This is a genomic window from Amycolatopsis mongoliensis (genome assembly GCF_030285665.1).
Taxonomy (GTDB): Bacteria; Actinomycetota; Actinomycetes; order Mycobacteriales; family Pseudonocardiaceae; genus Amycolatopsis; species Amycolatopsis mongoliensis.
On sequence record NZ_CP127295.1, the window covers coordinates 10,273,533 to 10,297,544 of the forward strand.

2 protein-coding genes (1 of these 2 cut by a window edge) are annotated in these 24,012 nt (G+C 74.7%); both read right to left on the reverse strand.

Translation table 11 applies throughout. The features are described 5' to 3' along the window. Window positions 1–8,886 carry a type I polyketide synthase gene (locus QRX60_RS49210; RefSeq protein ID WP_285998339.1) on the reverse strand — a complete coding sequence of 2,962 codons (8,886 nt, stop codon included), beginning with the start codon at window positions 8,884–8,886 and terminating at the stop codon, window positions 1–3. Beyond that, on the reverse strand, window positions 8,883–24,012 hold the 3' portion of the coding sequence (locus QRX60_RS49215) for a type I polyketide synthase (RefSeq protein ID WP_285998340.1). Its footprint extends 9,281 nt past the window's final position; the window shows 15,130 of its 24,411 coding nt (coding positions 9,282–24,411); its start codon lies off the right edge, out of view; its stop codon occupies window positions 8,883–8,885. The genes QRX60_RS49210 and QRX60_RS49215 overlap by 4 nt, the downstream gene beginning before the upstream one ends.

Sequence of the window (24,012 nt, forward strand, 5' to 3'; positions counted from 1 at the left end):
TCACGCGAGGCCCAGCTCGTTGTCGATGAAGTCGAAGATCTCGGTCGAGCTGGCCGTCTCGAGCTTCTGCCGCGTGCTTTCCGCCGGGCCCGTGCCGAGCCGGCTCAGCAGCGCCTGCAGCCGGGTGGTGATCCGGGTGCCGGCGAGCTGCTCGGCGGTCAGCCCGGCGAAGGCCGCTTCGATCCGGTCCAGCTCGGCCTCGGCCGCCGCGGCCGGGTCCGCCGGGCCGAGCTCGCGGCCGAGGTACTGGGCCAGTGCGGCCGGGTTGGCGTAGTCGAACCCGAGCGTCGCGGGCAGCGGCAGGCCGGTGACGGCGGCGAGCCCGTTGCGCAGTTCGACCGCGGTGAGCGAGTCGAGACCCAGCTCCTTGAACGCCAGCCCGGGGTCCACTGTGGACGGGCTCGCGTAGCCGAGCACGGCGGCGACCTCGGCGCGCACCAGGTCGAGCAGCGCGCGCTCCCGCTCGGGGCCGGTCAGCGCGTCGAGCTTGGCCCGGAAGTCCTGTTCGGGCTTGACGGCGATCTCGAGCGCCCGGCGCGCCTCGGGCAGGTCGTCGAGCAGCCGCGCGGTGCGGACGGTGGTGGCGAACACCGCCCAGTCGACGTCGGCCACGGCGACGGCGGGTTCGCTGCCGCTCAGGGCTTTGTGCAGGGCCGCGGTGGCCAGTTCCGGGGTCAGCGGGCGGATGCCGCCGCGTTCGGAGCGGGCGCTGTTCCCGGCCGCCATGCCCGCGCCGGCCCACGGCCCCCAGGCGATGGAGGTCGCGGGCAGGCCGAGGCCGGCCCGGTGCTCGGCGAGCGCGTCGAGCACGGCGTTGGCGGCGACGTAGTTGCCCTGCCCGGCCGCGCCGAGGGTGGCGGCCAGGGAGGAGAACAGCACGAACGCCGAGAGGTCGCGGTTACGCGTCAGCTCGTCGAGGTGGATCGCCGAATCCACTTTGGACCTGAGGACGGTGGCGAGCCGCTGCGGCGTCAGGGAGTCCAGGACGCCGTCGTCGAGGACGCCGGCGGCGTGCACGACGGCGTCGAGGTCGGGCAGCGAGTCGAGCAGCTCGGCGGTGGCGGCGCGGTCGGCGAAGTCGCAGGCGGCGATGGTCACCTTGGCGCCCAGCGCGCTGAGCTCGGCTTCCAGTTCGGCGGCGCCGGGCGCGGCGGGCCCGCGCCGCCCGGCGAGCACGACGTGCGGCGCACCGGTGCGCGCCAGCCACCGGGCGACCTCGGCGCCCAGCGCGCCGGTACCGCCGGTGACCAGCACCGGGCCGGCCGGGATCCAGGGCTCGGCAGGCGCTTCGATCGGGGCGCGCACGAGCCGTCGCGCGAAAGTGCCGGCCGGGCGGATGGCGAGCTGGTCTTCCCCGTCCGCTCCGGCGAGGGCGGCGACGAGCCGGGTCAGCTCGGGTTCGCCGGGTTCGGCGGGCAGGTCGGCCAGGCCGCCCCACCGGTCCGGGTGCTCCAGCGCGGCGGCCCGCCCGAGGCCCCAGATCCCGGCGGACAGCGGATGTGCGGGAGTTTCGGCTTCGACGGCAACGGCCCCGGTGGTGACCGACCACAGCGGCGCGCCGACACCGGCGTCCCCGAGGGACTGGAGGAGGGTCGTGGTCAGCGCCAGGCCGAGCGGCACCGACGGCTGACCAGGGGTGGCGTGCCCGGCCAGGCCGAGGAGCGAAAGCACGCCGTCGACCGGACCGAGACCGAGCAGCTCGGCGGCGACCGCGTCGCGATCCGGCTCGCCGAGGGTCACCGGCACCGGCTCGGCCCCCGCCTCGGCCAGTGCCGGGAACACGGCCTTGACCAGCGGTTCGTCGGCACATCCGGCCGGGACCACGACGAGCCAGCGCCCGGTCAGCGCCGCCCGCGGCCGGTCCGCGAGCAGCCGCCACGACACCCGGTACTGCTTGCTGTCGGCCGGCGAGGTCACCGGCACCAGCGGCTCCGGCCAGAACACCTGCCGCTCGAACGGGTAGGTCGGCAACGCGACCTGCCGCACGCCCGGCGAAAGCGGTGCCCAGTCCACGGCCGGCCCGCTGACGTGCAGGGACGCCAGCGCCAGCAGGGCCGTCGCCGGCTCCGGACGGTCCTTGCGCAGCATCGGCACCGACCCTTCGGCCAGCGCGGACAACGTCCCGTCCGGGCCCAGCTCGACCAGCCGGGTGACGCCGGCCTCGCGCAGCCTGGACACCGCGTCGGCGAACCGGACCGGCTCGCGCACCTGCCGCACCCAGTACTCCGGGTCCGTGAAGTCGGCGTCCGCGCTCACCGTGGACACAACGGGGATGCGCGGCCCGGCATAGCCGATCCCGCGCGCCACCTCGGCGAACTCCTCGAGCATCGCGTCCATATGTGCCGAGTGAAACGCATGCGAGACCCGCAAATCCCTAGACTTCACCCCGCGCGCGGTCAGCTCGGCGGCGATCTCGGCGACCGCCGCCGCGTCCCCGGACAGCACCGTGGCCAGCGGCCCGTTCACCGCGGCCAGGTCCGCCCGCCCCGCGGCGACCGCCAGGACGTCCCGCTCGGCGGCCTGCACGGCGAGCATCGCCCCGCCACCGGGCAGCGCCTGCATCAGGCCCGCCCGCGCGGCGACCAGCTTGCCCGCGTCCGCCAGCGAGAACACCCCGGCGACGTGCGCCGCCGCCAGCTCGCCGATCGAGTGGCCGGCGAGGTAGTCGGGCTGGACGCCCCACGACTCCAGCAGGCGGAACAGCGCGACCTCGATCCCGAACAGTGCGGGCTGCGTGTACCCCGTCCGGTCGAGCGCCGAAGCGTCGCCGAACACGACCTCCCGCAACGGCCGATCCAGCTCGGGGTCCAGCACCGCGCACACCGCGTCGAACGCGTCCGCGAACACCGGGAACCGCGCGTACAGCCCGGCACCCATGCCGACGCGCTGCGAGCCCTGGCCGGCGAACAGCAGCCCGGTCGCGCCGTCGCCGACGTGCCCGGTGACGACCCCCGGGTGCTTCGCGCCCGAGGCGACCGCGGTCAGCCCGGCGAGCAGGTCGGGGCCCGTCACGACCGCCCGGTGGGCGAAGACCGCCCGGGCCGCCAGCGAACGGGCGACATCGGCCGGGGCGACGTCCGACGCCTCGACGAACTCCGCGAGCCGCCGGGCCTGCGCGCGCAGCACCGCCTCCGACCGGCCCGACAGCGGCCAGACGACGCACTCTGCCGCAGCCGGTCGTGAGTGAGAAACAGGGTTAGAACCCTGTTTCTCACTCACGACATCTTCGGCGGGCGGCTCTTCGAGGATGACGTGGGCGTTCGTGCCGCTGAAGCCGAAGGACGACACGCCCGCGCGGCGCGGCCGTTCCGAAAGCGGCCAAGGCCGGGTCTCGGTCAGCAGCGCGACCGCGCCGCTGGCCCAGTCGACGTGCCGCGACGGGCGGTCCGCGTGCAGGGTCTTCGGCAGCACGCCGTGCTCCAGCGCGAGGACCATCTTGATGACGCCGGCGATCCCGGCCGCCGCCTGCGTGTGGCCGATGTTGGACTTCAGCGAACCCAGCCACAACGGCTGCGAGCGGTCCCGGCCGTAGGTCGCCAGCAACGCCTGGGCCTCGATCGGGTCACCCAGTGCCGTTCCGGTCCCGTGCGCTTCGACGGCGTCCACATCGGACGGCTCCAGGCCCGCGTTCGCCAGCGCGGCCCGGATCACCCGCTGCTGCGAGGGTCCGTTCGGCGCAGTGAGGCCGTTCGACGCGCCGTCCTGGTTCATCGCCGAACCGCGCAGCACCGCGAGCACCGGGTGCCCGAGCCGCCGCGCGTCCGACAGCCGTTCGACCAGCACGACCCCGGCGCCTTCGCCCCAGCCCGTGCCGTCCGCCTCGTCGGCGAAGGCCTTGCACCGGCCGTCCGCCGCGAGCCCGCCTTGGCGGGAGAACTCGACGAACGCGCCGGGCGTCGCCATCACCGTCACGCCGCCGGCCAGCGCCATCGCGCACTCGCCCGAGCGCACCGACTGCGCGGCCAGGTGCAGTGCGACCAGCGACGCCGAGCACGCCGTGTCCACGGTGACCGCCGGGCCGCCCAGGCCCAGCACGTACGAGACCCGGCCCGAGACGACCGAAGCCGCGTTCCCGGTGCCGACGAACCCGCCGAAGTCCTCGCCCGAGCCCGCGAGCACCGCCGGGTAGTCCTGCCCGTTGGTGCCGAGGAACACGCCGACGTCCGGACCGCCGGCCGGGTCGACCCCGGCGCGTTCCAAAGTCTCCCACGCGGTTTCCAGGACGAGCCGCTGCTGCGGATCCATCGCCAGGGCTTCGCGCGGCGAGATGCCGAAGAAGGCCGGGTCGAACTCCGTGACGCCCTCGACGAACGCGCCGCCGGCCGCGGCGACCCCGGCCGCCGCGAGGCCCGCGACGTCCCAGTGCCGGTCGGCGGGGAAGCCGGAAACCGCGTCACCGCCGGAAACCAGCAGGTCCCACAGGTCTTCCGGGGTCCGCACGCCGCCGGGGAACCGGCAACCCATCGCCACGACGACGATCGGGTCCTCGGTGGACACCGCCGCCCGCTCGGCGACCGGTGCTTCGCTCGGCGTGCCCGCCAGGTGCCGGGCCAGGTGCGCGGCGGTCGGGTAGTCGTAGATCAAGGTCGCGGGCAGCTCGGTCCCGGTGGCCAGGCCGAGCCGGTTGCGCAGTTCGACGGCGGTCAGCGAATCGAACCCGAGGTCGGCGAACGACTTGTCCGCGGCGACCGCCTCGGTGTACCCCAGCACCGCCGCGACCTGACGGCGCACCAGGGTCAGCATGTCCTCTTCGGACAGTCCGGACAGCGCCACCGGCGGGGCTTCGCCGGCCGCTTCGGGCAGTTCGGTCAGCAGGCGGCTCGGTCGCACCGCGGTGAGCGCGGGGCCGTAGACCGGCCAGTCGACGTCGGCGAGCGCGACCGCGACGTCCCCGGCACCGAGGGCCCGGTCGAGCGCGGACAGGGCGAGGTCGGGGTCGAGAGGCGCCAGTCCGCCGCGGCGCAGCCGGTCGCGCACGGCTTCGTCCGCCGCCATCCCGGCGTCGGCCCACGGTCCCCAGGCCAGCGAAGTCGCCGGGAGCCCGCGTGAGCGCCGGTACGCGGCCAGGGCGTCGAGGTAGGCGTTCGCCGCCGCGTAGTTGGCCTGCCCGGCCGAACCGACGGTGCCCGCCAGCGACGAGAACAGCACGAACGCCGAGAGTTCGCGGCCGGCGGTGGCCTCGTGCAGCACCCGGGCGGAGGTCGCCTTGGCGCGCAGCACGCGATCGAGCTTTTCGGGGGTGAGGCCGTCGAGCACGCCGTCGTCGAGGACGCCGGCCGCGTGCACGACGACACTCAGGTCCGGCAGGGAGTCCACCAGCGCGGTGACGGCGTCCCGGTCGGTGCAGTCGCAGGCCACGACGGTGATCTCGGGCGCGGCCGGTTCGGCCCCGGCCGGGCCGCGACGGCTCGCCAGCACCACCCGCGAGGCCCCGCGCTCGACCGCCCAGCGGGCCAGGTGGCCACCGAGCGCACCGGTACCACCGGTGATCAGCACGGTTCCCGTGACCGTCCACCGGGGACAGTCGCCGGACAGCGGTGCCCGGGTCAGCCGCCGGGCGAAGACGCCGGAGGGCCGGATGGCGACCTCGTCCTCGGCGCCGTCGGCGAGCACACCGCACAGCCGGTCGAGGCCACGGTCGTCGAGGTGCCCGGGCAGGTCGATCAGGCCGCCCCACCGGCGGGGAAGTTCCACCGCGGCGGATCGGCCCAGACCCCACACCTGCGCCTGCTCCGGGTGGTCGAGGGGGTCGGACCGGCCGGTCGAGACCGCGCCCCGGGTCGCGCACCACAGCGGCGCGGACCAGCCGAGCGCGCCGAGGGCCTGCACCAGCGCGAGCGTCTCGTCCACGGCCAGCAGGGAAAGGATCCCGGCGGGCTCGGGCAGCGAGGCGAGCAGGTCGGCGCCGGTCAGCTCCACGACGTCCGCGCCGCGGTCACGCAGGCCCGCGACGACGTCCTCGGCGCCTTCCCGGGCCAGCACGACCCAGCGGCCGGACAGCCGGGTCGCGGTCGTCCCGGTGACCGGGCGCCAGCCGATCCGGTACCGCCAATTGTCCACTGTGGACTCGTCGTGGTGACGGCGGCGCCAGGACGCCAGCGCGGGCAGGACGTCCCGCAACGGCGTCTCCGACGGCACGTCCAGGGTGGCGGTCAGCGCGTCGAGGTCCTGCCGTTCGACCGCCGACCAGAACGTGTCCGCGCCGGTGTCCCCCACCGGGGCCGCGGACTCCGGTGAGGTCAGCCAGAACCGCTCGCGCTGGAAGGCGTACGTCGGCAGCTCGACGCGGCGGGCGCCGTCGAGCAGCGCGGTCCAGTCGGGTGCGCCGCCGCGGACGTGCAGCTCGGCCAGCGCGGACAGCGCCGACTCCCGCTCGTCGCGCGTCGCACGCAGCATCACCACGACGGGCACGCCGGCCATCCCGGTGAGCGTCCCGTCCGGGCCGACCTCGACGAACCGCGCGACACCCCGAGCCTCCAGGGCTGCCACGCGATCGGCGAACCGGACCGGCTCGCGCACGTGGCGCACCCAGTACTCCGGGTCGGTCAGCTCGGCGGGACCGCCGGTGACGATCGGGATCTTCGGCGCCGAGAAGGTCAGCCCGGACACGACCTCGCGGAACTCGGCCAGCATCGGCTCCATCAGGACCGAGTGGAAGGCGTGCGACACGGCGAGCCGCTTGGTCTTGCGCCTGCGTGACGCCAGTTCGGCCGCCGCCGCGAGCACCGCGTCCTCGTCACCGGACAGCACGACCGAGTCGGCCGCGTTGACGGCGGCCAGGTTCACCCGCTCGCTCAGCAGCGGCGTGACCTCGGCTTCGGTCGCCTGCACGGCGACCATCGCCCCGCCGGCCGGGAGGGCCGCCATCAGCCGGGCCCGCGCGGCGACCAGCTTGCAGGCGTCGGCCAGCGAGAGAATCCCGGCGACGTGCGCCGCGGCCAGTTCGCCGACGGAGTGCCCGGCCAGGAAGTCCGGCTTCACGCCCCAGGACTCCAGCAGCCGGAACAACGCCACCTCGACGGCGAACAGCGCGGGCTGCGTGTAGCCCGTGTCGTGCAGGGAATCGCTTGAGATCGCTTCGGCCAGCGGAAAGTCGAAGCCGGCGCACACCGCGTCGAAGGCTTCGGCGAACACCGGGAACGCGCGACGCAACCCCGCGCCCATGCCGATCCGCTGGGAACCCTGGCCGGAAAAGAGGAACGCGGTCTTGCCGGCCTTGCCCGGGGCGACCCCCTCCACCAGGGACGGTGCGGGTTCACCGGCCGCCAGCGAGTCCAGCGCCGTCACCGCTTCGGAGACGTCGGCGGCGAGCACGACGGCCCGGTGCTCGAACACCGAGCGTGCGGTGGCCAGGGACAGCGCGGTGTCGGCGAGCGGCCGGTCCGGCTGCCCGAGCAGGTGGTCGCGCAGCCGGGCGGCCTGCTCACGCAGGGCTTCGCCGGACCGCGCGGACAACGCCAGGGGCACCGGCCCGGCGGCGGGGAGAGTCCGCTCGGCGGGCGGCACGTCGTAGCTCTCCAGGATCACGTGGGCGTTGGTCCCGCTGATGCCGAAGGAGGACACGCCGGCGCGGCGCGGAGTCTCCCCCGCGGGCCAGTCGACGTTCTCGGTGAGCAGCTCGACGGACCCGGCCGACCAGTCGATGTGCGGCGAGGGCTCGTCGACGTGCACCGTGCGCGGCAGCACGCCGTGCTGCATCGCCAGCACCATCTTGAGCACCCCGGCGACGCCCGCCGCGGCCTGGGTGTGCCCGATGTTCGACTTCACCGAGCCGAGCCAGAGCGGCCGCTCGCGGTCCTGGCCGTAGGTCGCCAGCAGCGCGTGCGCCTCGATCGGGTCACCGAGCGTGGTGCCGGTGCCGTGCGCCTCGACGGCGTCCACCTCGGACGGAGTGAGCCCGCCGCTCGCCAGCGCGGCCCGGATGGCCTGCTGCTGGGCCGGGCCGTTGGGCGCGGTCAGGCCGTTCGACGCGCCGTCGGAGTTGATCGCGGACCCGCGGACCACCGCCAGCACGGGGTGCCCGTTGGCGAGGGCGTCGGACAGCTTCTCGACCAGCACGAGACCGACGCCCTCGGACCAGCCGGTGCCGTCGGCCGCGGCCGCGAAGGGCTTGCACCGCCCGTCGGGCGCGAGCCCGCGCTGGCGGCTGAACTCGAGGAACATGCCGGGGGTCGACATCACCGTCACGCCGCCGACGAGCGCCAGCGAGCACTCGCCGCGCCGCAGCGCCTGGGCCGCCCAGTGCAGCGCGACCAGCGACGACGAGCACGCGGTGTCCACGGTGACCGCCGGGCCCTTGAGCCCGAGCTGGTAGGCGACCCGGCCGGAGATCACCGCGGTGGAGTTGCCGGTGAGCAGGTGCCCTTCGACGCCGTCGGGCAGCGCGGTCAGGCCGGAGCCGTAGCCGGTGGACGTGCCGCCGACGAAGACGCCCGCCTTCGTGCCGCGCAACGACAGCGGGTCGATGCCGGCGCGTTCGATCGTCTCCCACGCCGTTTCGAGCAGCAGCCGCTGCTGCGGGTCGGTGGCCAGCGCCTCGCGCGGGCTCATCCCGAAGAAGCCGGGGTCGAACTCCGCCGCGTCGTAGACGAACCCGCCCTCGCGGACGTAGCTGGTGCCGGCCTGCTCGGCGTCACCCGAGTACAGCGCCGCGGGCCAGCCGCGGTCGGTCGGGAAGCCCGCCATGCCGTCGCCGCCGGCGGCCAGCAGTTGCCACAGCTGCTCGGGGGTGCGCACGCCGCCGGGGAACCGGCAGCCCATCCCGATCACCGCGACGGGCTCGGCGTCCCGGTCCTCGACCTCGCGCAACCGCTGGTTCGCCGCCCTCAGGTCGGTGGTGACCTTCTTGAGGTAGTCGAGCAGCTTCTTCTCGTTGTCGGAGGTCACGCCCCGAACTCCTTGTCGATCAGGTCGAACAGCTCGTCGGCGGACGCCGCCGCGACTTCGTCGTCCGACTGCGGTTCTTCCGGGGCGGCGGTGCCGGTCCACCAGGCGAGCAGGCTCTGCAGCCGTTCGGTGATCTCCTCGCGGCCTTCGTAGCCTTCGGGCAGCGAGGCGAGCGAACCGCGCAGGTCGTCGACCAGGCCGTTGGCCGAGGGTGCCGGCGGGGCGATCTCTTCGAGCAGGTAGCCCGCCAGTTCGGCGACCGTCGGGTAGTCGAACACCAGCGTCGCGGGCAGCCGCTTCCCGGCGACCGCGCCGAGCCGGTTGCGCAGCTCGACCGCGGTGAGCGAGTCGAAGCCCAGCTCGCTGAACGCCTTCCCGGGGTCGATGTCCACTGTGGACGCATGCCCGAGCACGGCGGCGACCTGGCCGGTCACCAGCTCCACCACCAGGTCCTCGCGCTCGGCGACCGGTGTCGCGGCCAGCCGCTCCGCGAGGCCCACCGGCTCGGCCTTCGCGACCGACACCGCCGCCCGCCGCGCCGGGGCGCTGACGAGTCCCCGGAACAGCGGGGCCACCGCGCCCGACGACGCGAGCGCGGCCGGGTCGACCCGCATCGGCACCACGGCCGCCTCGCCGGAAGCCACGCCCGCGTCGAGCAGGGCGAGGCCCAGCTCGGCCGACAGCGGCAGCAGCCCGGCGCGGGCCATCCGGCCCAGGTCCGTCTCGGTCAGCCCGCTGGTCATGCCGACGGCGGCCGACCACGGGCCCCACGCCAAGGCCACCGCGGGCAGCCCGAGGGCGTGCCGGTGGGTGGCGAAGGCGTCGACGAAAGCGTTCGCGGCCGCGTAGTTCGCCTGTCCCGCACCGCCGAACAGCCCCGCGGCGCCGGAGAACAGCACGAACGCGGTGAGGTCGGCGTGGCGGGTCAGCTCGTCGAGGTGCACCGCGGCGTCGACCTTCGGCCGCAGCACCTTGTCCAGGCGGGCCGCGTCCAGCGAGCCGACGACGCCGTCGTCGAGCACCCCGGCGGTGTGCATGACCGCCCGCAGCGGGTGCGCACCGGGGATGCCGTCGAGCAGCTCGGCCAGCGCGTCGCGGTCGGCCGCGTCGCAGGCCGCCACGGTGACGGTCGCGCCCAGCCCGGTCAGCTCGTCCCGCAGCTCGGCGGCCCCCTCGGCCGCGAGGCCACGGCGGCTGGTGAGCAGCAGGTGCCGCGCGCCGTGCTCGGTGACCAGGTGCCGGGCCAGCAGCCCGCCGAGGCCGCCGGTGCCGCCGGTGATCAGGACCGTGCCCTCGGGGTCGAGCGGTGCGGGCACGGTCAGCACGACCTTGCCGACGTGCTTGGCCTGCTGGAGGTGCTTGAACGCGGCGGGCGCGCGGTGGACGTCCCAGGCGGTGACCGGGATCGGCCGCAGCACGCCCTGGCCGAGCAGGCCGAGGATCTCCCGCAGCATCTCGGCGATGCGGTCGGGCCCGGCCTCGATGAGGTCGAACGCCTGGTAGGCGATGCCCGGGTGAGCGGCGGCGACGTCGGCGGGGACCCGGACGTCGGTCTTGCCCATCTCCAGGAACCGGCCACCGCGCGGCAGCAGCCGCAGCGACGCGTCGACGAACTCCCCGGCCAGGGAGTCGAGCACGACGTCGACGCCCCGGCCGCCGGTGGCCGCGAGGAAGCGGTCCTCGAAGTCCAGGGTCCGGGAGGAGGCGATCCGGTCGTCGGCGAGGCCGTGCTCGCGCAGCGCGTCCCACTTGCCGGCGCCCGCGGTGCCGAACACGTCGGCGCCGAGGTGCTTCGCGAGCTGGACCGCGGCCATGCCGACGCCGCCGGCGGCCGCGTGGACCAGCACCGTCTCCCCCGGCCGCACGCGGCCGAGGTCGACCAGCGCGTAGTAGGCGGTGAGGAACACGATCGGCACGGACGCCGCGTCGGCGAACGACCAGCCGTCCGGGACACGGGCGACGAGCCGCTGGTCGGCGACCGCGACCGGCCCGAACGCGCCGGGGAACATGCCCAGCACCCGGTCGCCCACGGCGAGCCCGGTGACCCCGGGGCCGACCTCGGTGACCACGCCCGCGCCCTCCAGGCCCATCGCCCCGGCCTCGCCGGGGTACATGCCGAGGGCGTTGAGGACGTCCCGGAAGTTCACGCCCGCGGCGCGGACGGCGATCCGCACGTGCCCGTCCGGCAGCGGTCCGGCGACCTCCGGGCACGGCACCAGAGTCAAGTTCTCCAGGGTGCCCTTGTCGACGATGTCGAGCCGCCAGTGCCCGTCCTTCGGCGCGCTGAGCACGCCTCCGGCCGCTTCGGCGCGCACCAGCCGCGCCGCGTGCGGCTCACCGTCGCGAAGGGACAGTTGCGGCTCGCCGGTGGTGAGGGCGGCGGGGATCGCGGCGTAGGACGCTTCCTTGCCGTCGACGTCGACCAGCAGGAACCGGCCGGGGTTCTCGGCCTGGGCCGAGCGGACCAGGCCCCAGACCGCGGCGTTGGCGAGGTCGGTCACCTCGCCGCCGTGGGCGACCGCGCCGGAGGTGACGAACACCAGCTTCGCCGCTTCGAGCGTGTCCTCGGTCAGCCAGCACTGCACGGTGTTCAGGGCAAGCCCGGTGGCCGCGCGCACCGCGCCCGGCAGGCCGGCCGCACGGTCGGGCACCAGCGGCGCGAAGACCACTTCCGGTGGCGTGCCGCCGTCGGCGACCAGCGCATCGATGTCCACATAGGACTTCAGCGGGCCGGACGTGCCGAGCTGGACGCCGAGCTTGTGCGGGTCCGGGCCGAGGACGGCCCAGGTGCCGGTGTCCGGTTCGGACCCGCCGGTCAGCGGGACCCAGTCCACTTGGAACAGCGAGTCGTGCAGCCGCTTGGGCTCGGTCAGCAGTTCGGCCGAGACCTGGCGCATGGCCAGCGACCCCACGGTGGCGACCGGGTTGCCGGCGGTGTCGGCGATGGTCAGCGCCAGGGCGTCCGGCCCGGCCAGGCTCAGGCGGACGCGCAGCGCGGCGGTGCCGGAGGCGTGCAGGGTGACGTCCGACCACGAGAACGGGAGCCTGCTCTGCCCGGACCCGGCCAGGGGCAGGTAGAGCAGCGCCTGCAGGGCCGCGTCGAGCAGGGCGGGGTGCAGGCCGAAGCGCCGCGCGTCGTCGCGGGCCGAGTCCGGCAGGGCGATCTCGGCGAACACGTCGTCGCCGCGGCGCCACGCGGCGGTCAGGCCGCGGAAGGCGTCCCCGTAGGCGAACCCACCGGCCGCGTAGGTGTCGTAGAAGTCTTCCACGGCAAGGGGTTCCGCCTGCGCCGGCGGCCACCCGGACAGGGGTTCGCCGGCGTCTCCCGCTTCGGCGGCGAGCAGGCCGGTGGCGTGCCGGACCCACTCCTCGGTGCCCTCGATCCGCGAGTGTGCGGTGAAGGACCGCGTCCCGTCCTCGCCGGGTGCCCCCACCGAGCACTGCAGCTGGACGCCGCCGCGCTCGGGCAGCACCAGCGGCGCGGCGAGCGTCAGCTCCGCCACCCGGGCGCAGCCGGCCTGGTCCGCGGCGCGGACGGCCAGCTCCAGGAAGGCCGTGCCCGGCAGCAGGACCTGGCCCATGACCTCGTGCCCGGCCAGCCACGGGTGCGTCGACAGGGCGAGCCGGCTGGTGAACAGCACCTCCTCGGAGCCGGCCACCGAGACCGCCGCACCGAGGAGCGGGTGGTCGACCGCGGTGAGGCCGGCGGCGGTGACGTCGCCGGCCGGCAGCCCGGTCAGGTGCGGCCAGAACCGCTGGTACTGGAACGCGTACGTCGGCAGGTCGACCCGGCGGGCTTCCGTCCCGGCGAAGACGGCCGCCCAGTCGGGGCTCTGCCCGTGGACGTGCAGCTCGCCGACGGCGGCCAGCACGCTGGTCCGGTCGTCCCGGCCCTTGCGCAGGGTCGGGATCGCCACAGCGGCTTCGACCATCGGCGTGAGGACGGCGTCCGGTCCGATTTCGACGAACCGGTTGACACCCAGCCCGTGCAGGGTCGTGACGGCGTCGGCGAACCGCACGGCCGCGCGCACCTGGCCGACCCAGTACTCCGGCGTCACCGGAGAGGCGACCGCGCCGGTCACCGTGGAGACGATCGGCAGGTCCGGTTCGGCGTAGGTGACCTGCTCGGCCACCTTCGCGAACTCGGCCAGCATCGGGTCCATCAGCGGCGAGTGGAACGCGTGCGACACCGTGAGCCGCTTGGTCTTGCGGCCCAGCGCGGTGAAGTGCTGCTCGATCCCGTCGAGGTCACTGCCGGAGACCACAAGAGACGATGGCCCGTTGATCGCGGCGATGCTCACGGTTTCGGTCAGCAACGGCGTGACCTCGTCTTCGGTGGCCGACACGGCCAGCATCCCGCCACCACGCGGCAGCGCCTGCATGAGCCGGCCGCGGGCGGCGACCAGCCGGCACCCGTCGGCCAGCGAAAACACGCCGGCGACGTGCGCGGCGGCCAGTTCGCCGATCGAGTGCCCGGCCAGGTACTCGGGGTGCACGCCCCACGATTCCAGCAGCCGGAACAACGCCACCTCGACCGCGAACAGCGCGGGCTGGGTGTAACCGGTCTCGTTCAGCAGGTCCTCGTCGCCGAAGACGACGTCCCGCAACGGCCGGTCCAGTTCGGTGTCGAAGTGCGCGCACACCGCGTCGAACGCCTCGGCGTACACCGGGTGGGCGTCGTACAGCCCGCGGCCCATGCCGAGCCGCTGCGCGCCCTGCCCGGTGAAGAGGAACCCGATCCGGCCCTCGCTCGTCGTGCCCGGGAGGGGTCCGTCGACGAGGTCGCGCAGACCCCGCACCAGCTCTTCGGTCTCGGTACCGAGCACCACCGCGCGGTGCTCGAAAGCCGTGCGGCCGGTGGCCAGCGACCAGCCGACGTCGGCCGGCCGTTCCCCGCCCAGCCGGTCGGCGAGCTGTCCGGCCTGGGCCCGCAGTGCGGCCTCGGACCGTCCCGAAAGGACCCACGGCACCGGACCGGTCCAGGTCGGTTCGACCGCCGGTGACTCCTCCGGCGCCTGCTCGACGATCACGTGGGCGTTGGTGCCGCTCACGCCGAACGACGAGATCCCGGCGCGACGCGGGTGCCCGTTCGGTGCCCACGCAACGGCGTCGGACAGCAACCGCACGTCGCCCGTGCTCCAGTCCACATGGGACGACGGGGCGTCGGCGTGCAGCGTCTTCGGCAGCAGGTCGTGGCGCAGCGCCAGGACCATCTTCATGATCCCGGCCGCGCCGGCGGCGGCCTGCGTGTGCCCGATGTTGGACTTGACCGAACCGAGCCACAGCGGCCGGTCGCGGTCCTGCCCGTAGGTCGCGAGCACGGCCTGCGCCTCGATCGGGTCGCCCAGCACCGTGCCGGTGCCGTGCGCTTCGACGGCGTCCACTTCGGACGGACGCAGTCCGGCGTCGGCCAGCGCGGCGCGGATCACCCGCTGCTGCGACGGCCCGTTGGGGGCGGTCAGGCCGTTCGACGCACCGTCCTGGTTGACCGCGCTTCCACGGACGAGGGCGAGCACCGGGTGGCCGTTGCGGCGCGCGTCCGAAAGCCGTTCGAGGAGCACCATCCCGGCGCCTTCGCCCCAGCCGGTGCCGTCGGCGTCGTCGGAGAACGCCTTGCAGCGGCCGTCGAGCGCGAGCCCGCGCTGGCGGCTGAACTGGATGAACCCGGACGGGGTCGACATGATCGTGACCCCGCCGGCCAGCGCGAGGGAGCACTCCCCCGACCGCAGCGCCCGCGCGGCGAGGTGCACCGCGACCAGCGATGACGAGCAAGCCGTGTCGACCGTGACGGCCGGGCCTTCCAGGCCGAGTGCGTAGGAGATCCGGCCGGACACCACGGATCCCGCGTTACCGGTCATGGTGTAGCCCTCGACGCCCTCGTCGTCGCCGAGCGCGAGCAGCGGGGTGTAGTCCTGGCCGTTGGAGCCGGCGAAGACGCCGACCGGGCCGCCGCGCAGCGACGCCGCGTCGATCCCGGCGCGTTCGATGGCTTCCCAGGCGGTCTCGAGCAGCAGGCGCTGCTGCGGGTCCATGGCCAGGGCTTCCCGCGGGTTGATGCCGAAGAACGCGGCGTCGAACCGGCTGGCGCCGTCGAGGAACCCGCCGCGGCGGGTGTAGGACGTGCCCTGGTGGTCCGGGTCCGGGTCGTAGAGCGCGTCGAGGTCCCAGCCGCGGTCGTCGGGGAAGTCGGTGATCGCGTCCGCGCCGCCGGACAGCAGCGCCCACAGGTCCTCCGGCGAGCGCACGCCACCGGGGAACCGGCACGCCATCGAGACGATGGCGATCGGGTCGTCTTCGACGGCCTTCGGCGCGATGTCCACTGTGGAGGTGGTCTCGACCGGCTCGCCCAGCTCGCCCTTGAGATGGGTGACCAGGGCGGTCGTGGTCGGGTAGTCGAAGATCAGCGTCGCCGGCAGCTTGAGCCCGGTGGCCGCCGACAGCCGGTTGCGCAGGTCGACCGCGGTCAGCGAGTCGAACCCGAGGTCGGTGAACGCCCGGTTCGGCTCGACGTCACCCGGCCCGGCGTAGCCGAGCACCCCGGCGACCTGGGTGCGGACGAACTCCAGCACGTCACGCTCGCTCAACCCGACGGCCTGGGTGGTCTCCCCCGCGGCTTCGATCGCCTGCCGCGCCTCGGGGATGCCGAGCAGCAGCGGGCTCGGCCGGACGGCGGTGAACGACGGCACGTACCGCGCCCAGTCGACGCCCGCCACGGTCAGCGTCGTCTCTCCGTGGTCGAGAGCCTGCTGCAACGCCGAGATCGCCAGCTCCGGGTCGAGCGCGTGGATGCCGCCCAGGCGCTGCCGTTCGGCGACGGCGGCCGCGTCGGCCATCCCGGTGTCGGCCCACGGGCCCCAGGAGATCGACGTCGCGGCCAGCCCGAGTGAGCGCCGGTGTTCGGCGAGCGCGTCGAGGTAGGCGTTGGCGGCGGCGTAGTTGCCCTGGCCGGGGCCGCCCCAGACACCCGCCGTGGACGCGAAGGAGACGAACGCCGACAGGTCGAGGTCGCGAGTCAGCTCGTGCAGGTGGAACGCGGCCAGTGCCTTGGGCTTGAGCACCCCGGCGAGGCGCTCCGGGGTGAGCGAGGACAGCACGCCGTCGTCGAGGACACCGGCGGCGTGGACGACGGCGTTCGGCGGGTACTCGGCCACGAGCGCGGCCAGGGCGTCGCGGTCGGCGACGTCGCAGGCCACGACGGTCGCCTCGGCACCGAGCCCGGCGAGCTCTTCGCACAGCTCCGCCGCGCCCGGGACGTCCGCGCCGCGCCGGCTTGTCAGCACCAGCCGCTGCGCGCCACGGCCGGCCAGCCAGCGGCCGACCTTAGCGCCCAGGCCACCGGTACCGCCGGTGACCAGCACGGTTCCTTCCGGCGTCCACTCGCGAGCCGGCGGCGTCGAGCCGAGCGGAGACCGCAGGAGCCGGCGGGCGAAGACGCCGGACGCGCGGACGGCGACCTGGTCCTCGTCCCCGGTGAGCGCGGCGACCACGCGGGCGAACGCGCGCTCGTCGAGGTCGGCGGGCAGGTCGAGCAGGCCACCCCAGCGGCCGGGGAGTTCGAGCGCGGCGACACGGCCGAGGCCCCACACGGGCGCCTGGGCCGGGTTGCGGAGGGCGTCGGCCTTGCCGGTCGACACCGCGCCCCGGGTGAACGTCCACAAGGGAGCATCGAGGTCGCTGAGGGCTTGGATCAGGGTGAGCGTGTCGACGAGCCCGCGGTAGGACTCGTCGGTGCCCAGCAGGGACAGGATCCCGGCCGGTTCGACGTCCCCGATCCGCTCGGCGAGGGTGGCGCGGTCGATGCCGACCTCGGCCTCGACGGTGACGGTTTCCGCGCCGAAGCGGTCCAGCGGCAGCGCGGTCTGGTCGTCCGGGCGGCGCACGACGAGCCAGGTGCCCTCCAGGCGCGGCGAGGCGTCGACGGTGACCGGCTGCCAGCCGACGCGGTAGCGCCAGTTGTCCACTGTGGACTCTTCCCGGCGCTGCCTGCGGTAGGCGGCCAGCGCGGGCAACAGACCTTCGACGGCGGACGCGTCCAGCCCGAGCGTCTCCGCCAGCTCGCCGGCGTCGTCGCGTTCGACGGCCGACCAGAACCCGGCGTCGGCGGCGTCCGAGGCCGCGGCGACGTCGCCCGGGCCGGGCAGCGTCGGCCAGTAGCGCTGACGCTGGAACGGGTACGTCGGCAGGTCCACGACTCCACCGGCCAGCACCGGCGAGAAGTCCACCTCGGCCCCGCGCGCCCAGAGCTCGCCGGCCGAGGTGAGGAAGCGGGCGAGGCCGCCCTCGCCACGGCGCAGTGAGCCGGTGACCACGACGTCTTCGAGGGTCCCGGCGATCGCGGTGCCCAGCACGGGGTGCGCGCTGGACTCGACGAACACGCCGTAGCCCTGCTCGCCGAGCGCCTCGGTGGCGGGCGCGAACAGCACGCGCTGCCGCAGGTTGCGGTACCAGTACGCGGCGGTCAGCTCGGTGGTGTCGAGCCAGTCGCCGGTGACGGTCGAGTAGAACGGGATCCGCGCCTCGGTCGGGGAAACCGGCGCCAGCACTTCGAGGAGTTCGGCTTCGATCGCCTCGACGTGCGCGGAGTGCGACGCGTAGTCGACCTGGACCTTGCGGGCCCGGACGCCGTCGGCGGCACAGCGGGCCACCAGGGCGTCGACCTGATCGGGGTCGCCGGAGACGGTCACCGCGGCGGTCCCGTTCAACGCGGCCACGGACACGCCGGGCGGCAGCTCGAGGTCCTCGGCCGGCAGGGCCACCGACGCCATCGCGCCCCGGCCCGCCAGCGAGACCCGGATCACCTTGCTCCGCAACGCCACGACGCGCGCGCCGTCTTCCAGCGAGAGCCCGCCGGAGACGCAGGCGGCGGCGATCTCGCCCTGGGAGTGCCCGATCACGGCGTCCGGCCGGACGCCGAAGGACTCCCACAGCGCGGCGAGCGACACCATGACCGCCCAGCAGGCCGGCTGCACGACGTCGACCCGCTGGAGGGCTTCCGCGTCGCCCAGGACGTCGGCCAGCTGCCAGTCCACGAACGGTTCGAGCGCGGCGGCGCACTCGGCGAGCCGATCGGCGAAGACCGGTGCGGCTTCGGCGAGTTCGAGCGCCATGCCGACCCACTGCGAACCCTGGCCGGGGAAGACGAACACGGTCTTGCCGGGCGTCCCGGCGACCCCGCGCACGGCGGGCTCGGTCAGGCCGGCCAGCAGCGCGTCCCGGTCGTCGCCGACGACGACGGCCCGGTGCTCGAACGCCGACCGCGTGGTGGCCAGCGACACCGCGACATCCGCGATGTCCTCCTTGGCCAGTGTGGCGGCCAGCCGCTCGGCCTGCTGCCGCAGCGCGTCCGCACTCCGCCCGGACAGCAGCAGCGGCACCGGCGCCGAGCGCCCCAATGTGGCGTTGGGTGCGTCAGACGCACCCAATGTGGCGTTCGGTGCGTCTGACGCACCGAACGCCACATTGGGGCGCTCTGCGGCCTGCTCCAGGATCAGGTGCGCGTTCGTGCCGCTCATGCCGAACGAGGACACACCGGCTCGGCGCGGACCATCGGCAAGCCACGGCCGGGTCTCGGTGAGCAGGCTGACGTCGCCCGCGTCCCAGTCGACGTGCGGCGACGGGACTTCCGCGTGCAGCGTCTTCGGCAGCAGGCCGTGCCGGATGGCCTGGACCATCTTGATCACGCCGCCGACGCCGGAGGCCGCCTGCGCGTGCCCGACGTTGGACTTGAACGAGCCCAGGTACACCGGCCGGTCCGCGGGCCGCTCGCGGCCGTAGGTCGCGATGATCGCCTGCGCCTCGATCGGGTCGCCCAGCTTGGTGCCGGTGCCGTGCGCCTCGACGACGTCCACTTCGGACGGCGTCAGCCGCGCGTTGGCCAGCGCCCGCCGGATCACCCGCTGCTGCGACGGCCCGTTCGGGGCGGTGAGGCCGTTCGACGCGCCGTCGGAGTTGATCGCGGAGCCCTTGATCACCGCGAGCACGCGGTGGCCGTTGCGCTCGGCGTCGGACAGCCGCTCCAGCAGCAGCATCCCGGCGCCCTCGGCCCAGCTCGCGCCGTCGGCGTCGGCCGAGAAGGGCTTGCTGCGCCCGTCGGCGGCCAGTGCCCGCTGACGGCTGAACTCCACCAGCGAAACCGGGGTGGACATGACTGTCACGCCACCGGCGAGGGCGAGCGTGCAGTCGCTCTCCCGCAGCGACTGGCAGGCCCAGTGGATCGCCACCAGCGACGACGAGCACGCGGTGTCGATCGAGACCGCGGGCCCTTCCAGACCGAAGGTGTAGGCGACGCGGCCGGACAGCACGCTCGGCGAGTTGCCGGTGCCGAGGAAGCCTTCGAAGCTGTCGGTCGCGGCGCCGAGCAGGCCGCCGTAGTCCTGGTAGGTGATCCCGGCGAAGACACCGGTGCGGCTGCCGCGCAGCGTGGCCGGGTCGATCCCGGCGCGTTCCATCGACTCCCAGGACACTTCCAGCAGCAGGCGGTGCTGCGGGTCCATCGAGACGGCCTCGCGCGGGCTGATCCCGAAGAAGCCGGGGTCGAACGCGCTCGCGTCGTGCAGGAACCCGCCTTCGCGGGCGTAGCAGGTGCCCGGCGCGTCGGGGTCGGTGTCGTAGAGCGCCTCGAGGTCCCAGCCGCGGTCGGTGGGGAACGGCGAAATCGCGTCGCCGCCCTCGGCGACCAGCCGCCAGAGGTCGTCGGGGTCGGCGATGCCGCCGGGGTAGCGGCAGGCCATGCCGACGATGGCGATCGGCTCGTCGGCCCGGGTGACGACCTCGGTGCTCTCCTCTTCCGCACCGAACAGCTCGGCGTGCAGCGCCTTCGCCAGCGCGACCGGGTTCGGGTGGTCGAAGACCGAGGTCGCGGGCAGCCGCAGGCCCGTCGCGGTGTTCAGCGCGTTGCGCAGCTGGACGGCGGTCAGCGAGTCGACGCCCAGTTCCTTGAACGCCCGGTCGGCGCCCACGGCCTCCGGCCCGGAGTGGCCGAGCACCAGCGCGGCCTCGGTCCGGACGATGTCGAGCAGCGCCCGGTGCCGGTCGGGTTCGGGCAGCCGGGCGAGCTTCTGGTGCAGCGCGTTGCCCGCATCGGCCACCTGGGCGACCACGCGGCGGGTCTTGACCGGCTCCTTCGCCGGCTCGGCGCGCTCGATGACGCGCAGCGCGCCCGGTGTCCCCAGCAGGCCGAACGCCGGCGTCTCCCCGGGCCGGCAGGCCAGCGCACTGTGCGCGACGGCTTCGAGCACCGCGCTCTGCACCGCGACCAGGCCCTCGCCGCCGGCGGTGGTCAGCACCACGAGGTGGACGTCCAGCTCGGCGAGGTTGAAGGCGATGTCGGCACGGTCGCGCAGGTCGGCCGCGCCCTCGGCGAGTCCGATGTGGACGGCCGTGGTGACGTCCGGGACGTCCCGGAGCGCCCGCGCCAGTTCGTACCGGTCGGCGGGGTCGCAGGCGATGACTTCGGCGGCCGGCACGGGTGCCTCGCCGAGCACGACGAGCCGCTGGACGCCCCGATCCTCGACGAGGTGCCGCGCGACGGCGGCGCCCAGTTCGCCGGACGCGCTGGTGAGCAGCACGGTTCCTTCGGGTTTCCAGGCGTCCGGCGTGACCGCGGAGGTCCGGGGCTCGTAGACCACGTCACCGCGGATCGCGAGCCGCTCCGCGCCCGGCTCGACGGCGGCACCGTCGACGAGAGCGAACCGGCCGGGGTGCGCGGCCAGCACCGGCTCCACGGCACCCCAGACCGCGGCTTCCACCACGTCCGGCACCTCGCCCTCGCGCACGGCGACCGCGCCGCGGGTGACGAACACCAGCCGCGAACCGGCGAACCGCGGGTCGGCCAGCCAGGCCGTGACCAACGCCAACGCCCGCTGCGCCGAAGCCCAGACGGCCCAGGTGAGGTCGTCGGTGTCGTCGGGGCGGCAGGAGGCGAACACGACCTCGGGCACCGCACCGGCGGCGGCCAGTTCGGCGAACTCGCCATAGGCGGGCAGCTCGCCCAGCCCGAGCCCGGAGAGGTCGCCGAGCCCGGCGGCGCGCAAGCGGTCGAGACGCGGCTCGGCGGCGCCCGCGACATCGCCGCGCTCCCCGGCCGCCGGTCGTGAGTGAGAAACAGGGTTGGAACACTGTTTCTCACTCACGACCCACTCGACGCGGTGGTGCGTGGCAGCGGGCGCCGACCGGGTCATCGGGCGCAGGACCACCGACTCGGCCACGGCCACGACCTGGCCGGTCGGGTCCGCCAAGGTCAGCTGGACGGCACTGCCCACCGGCCGCAGGCGCACCCGCAGCTCGGTCGCGCCGGTCGCGTGCAGGCTCACGCCCGACCAGGAGAACGGCAGGAGGCCGTCCCCCGGCAGGTCGGCGAAGGCCAGCGCGTGCAGCGCCGCGTCGAGCAGCGCCGGGTGCACGCCCCACTCGTCGGCGGAAGTCCCCGTCGGCAAGGCCACCTCGGCGTACACCGAGTCGCCCGAGCGGTAGGCCGCCCGCAGCCCCTGGAACGTCGGCCCGTAGGCGAACCCGGCCGCCGCTCGCGCGGCGTAGAAGTCGTCGGTCGGCAGCGCATCCGCGGGCGGCCACTGCGTCAGATCGTCCGAAGTGGACAAACCAGAGGCGAGGAAGCCGGTGGCGTGCCGGACCCAGCCGTCGCCGCGGGTGTGGATGCCGAACGCGCGCCGTCCGGCACCGTCCGGGGCCTCGACGCGGACCTGCACCGGTACGCCGCCCCGCTCGGGCAGGACCAGCGGCGCCTCGAGGACGAGCTCTTCGACCTGGTCGCAGCCGGCCTCGTCGGCCGCGCGCAGCGCCAGCTCGACGAACCCCGCGCCGGGGAACAGGATCTCGCCGTCGACGCGGTGTTCGGCCAGCCACGGCGAACCGTCGACCGACATGAGCCCGGTGAGCACGACGCCGTCCGCTCCGGCCAGTTCCACGGCCGCACTCAGCAAACCGTGCGAAGCACCGGACTGCCCGAGCGACGCCGGATCGCCGTCGACGTCCGGCACCTCCAGCCAGTACCGCTCGCGCTGGAAGGCGTAGGTGGGCAGCTCGACCCGCACGCCGTCGCGCAGCACCCGGGCCCAGTCCACCCCGCCCCCGGCGACCTGCAACTCGGCGAGCGCGGACAGGAGCGTGCGGACTTCGGTCCGGTCGGCCCGCAGCGCCGGCACCGCGACCACGTCGTCGTCCCGGCACTCGGCGACCATTGCAGAGAGAACCCCCGCCGGCCCCAGCTCGAGGAACCGCGTCACCCCGCGCCCGGCCAGCGTGCGGACGCCGTCGGCGAACCGGACGGTGGCGCGGACCTGCCGGACCCAGTACGCCGGGTCGCCCAGCTCCGCCGCCGAAGCGAGCGAACCGGTGACGTTCGACAGCACCGGCACGGCCGGCTCGTGGTAGGTCAGCCCCGCCGCGACCGTGTGGAACTCGGCGAGCATGCCGTCCATCCGGGCCGAGTGGAACGCGTGGCTCACCTTCAGGCGCCGGGTCTTCTCGAACCCCGCGGCGACCGCCAGCACGGCGTCCTCGTCGCCGGAGAGCACGACCGATGACGGCCCGTTGACCGCGGCCAGCGACACCCGCTCGGTCAGCAGCGGCGTGACCTCGTCCTCGGTGGCCGCGACGGCCACCATCGCCCCACCCTCGGGCAGAGCCTGCATGAGTCGGGCGCGGGCGGCGACGAGCGTGCACGCGTCCTCGAGGGACAGCACCCCCGCGACGTGCGCGGCGGCCAGTTCGCCGATGGAGTGGCCGCCGACGAAGTCGGGACGCACGCCCCAGTCCTCGAGGAGCCGGTACAGCGCCACCTCGACCGCGAACAGCGCGGGCTGGGTGTATTCGGTCCGGTCCAGCAGCTCACCGGCCTCGATGACGCCTCGCAGCGGCCGGTCCAGCTCGACGTCGAAGTACGCGCACACCGCGTCGAAGGCCGAAGCGAACGCCGGGTGCTCGCGGTACAGCTCACGGCCCATGCCGATCCGCTGCGCGCCTTGCCCGGTGAACAGGAACGCCGTGCGGCCGGGCGCGATCGTCCCGCGCACCACCGCGGCGGACTTGGTTTCCCCCGCCAACGCCGTGAGTCCGGCCCGCAGTTCGGCGTCGTCCCCGGCCAGCACGACGGCGCGGTGCTCGAACGCCGAGCGGGTGGTCGCCAGCGACCAGGCCAGGTCGGCCGGGTCGGCCGGAGCGGTGCCGAGCAGCCGCGCGGCCTGTGCCCGCAGCGCCGCCTCCGACCGGCCGGACAGCGCCAGCGGGACGAGCCCGGTGCGGCGCGGCCGCGGCAGCTCGGGCTCGGTCGCCGGGGCCTCTTCGATGATGACGTGCGCGTTGGTACCGCTGACCCCGAACGCGGACACCCCGGCCCGGCGCGGACGACCGTCGGCCGGCCACGGCATCGCTTCGGTCAGCAGCGAGACGCGGCCCGCCGTCCAGTCCACTTCGGACGAAGGTGTCGAAGCGTGCAACGTCTTCGGGAGCAGCCCGCGCTGGAGGGCGAGCACCATCTTGATCACCCCGGCGACCCCGGCCGCGGCCTGGGTGTGCCCGAGGTTGGACTTCAGCGAGCCGAGCAGGAGCGGGTGCTCGCGGTCGCGGCCGTAGGTGGCCAGCAGGGCGTGCGCCTCGATCGGGTCGCCGAGCCGGGTGCCCGTGCCGTGCCCTTCGACGGCGTCCACATCGGACGGTTCGAGGCCGGCGTCGGCGAGTGCGGCCCGGATCACCCGCTGCTGCGACGGGCCGTTCGGGGCGGTCAGGCCGTTGGACGCGCCGTCGGAGTTCACCGCGGAGCCGCGCACCACGGCGAGCACGGTGTGCCCGAGCCGCTGGGCGTCGGAAAGCCGCTCAAGCACGAGCATGCCGACGCCCTCGGACCAGCCGGTGCCGTCGGCGCCGTCGGCGAACGCCTTGCAGCGGCCGTCCGGTGCCAGGCCGCGCTGCCGGCTGAACTCGACGAACGCGGCGGGGTTGGCCATCACGGCGACGCCGCCCGCGAGCGCCAGCGAACACTCGCCCGAGCGCAGGGACCGGGCCGCGAGGTGCAGCGCGACCAGCGACGACGAGCACGCGGTGTCCAGCGTGACGGCCGGGCCTTCGACGCCGAGGTGGTAGGCGATCCGTCCGGAAAGGACACTGCCGGCG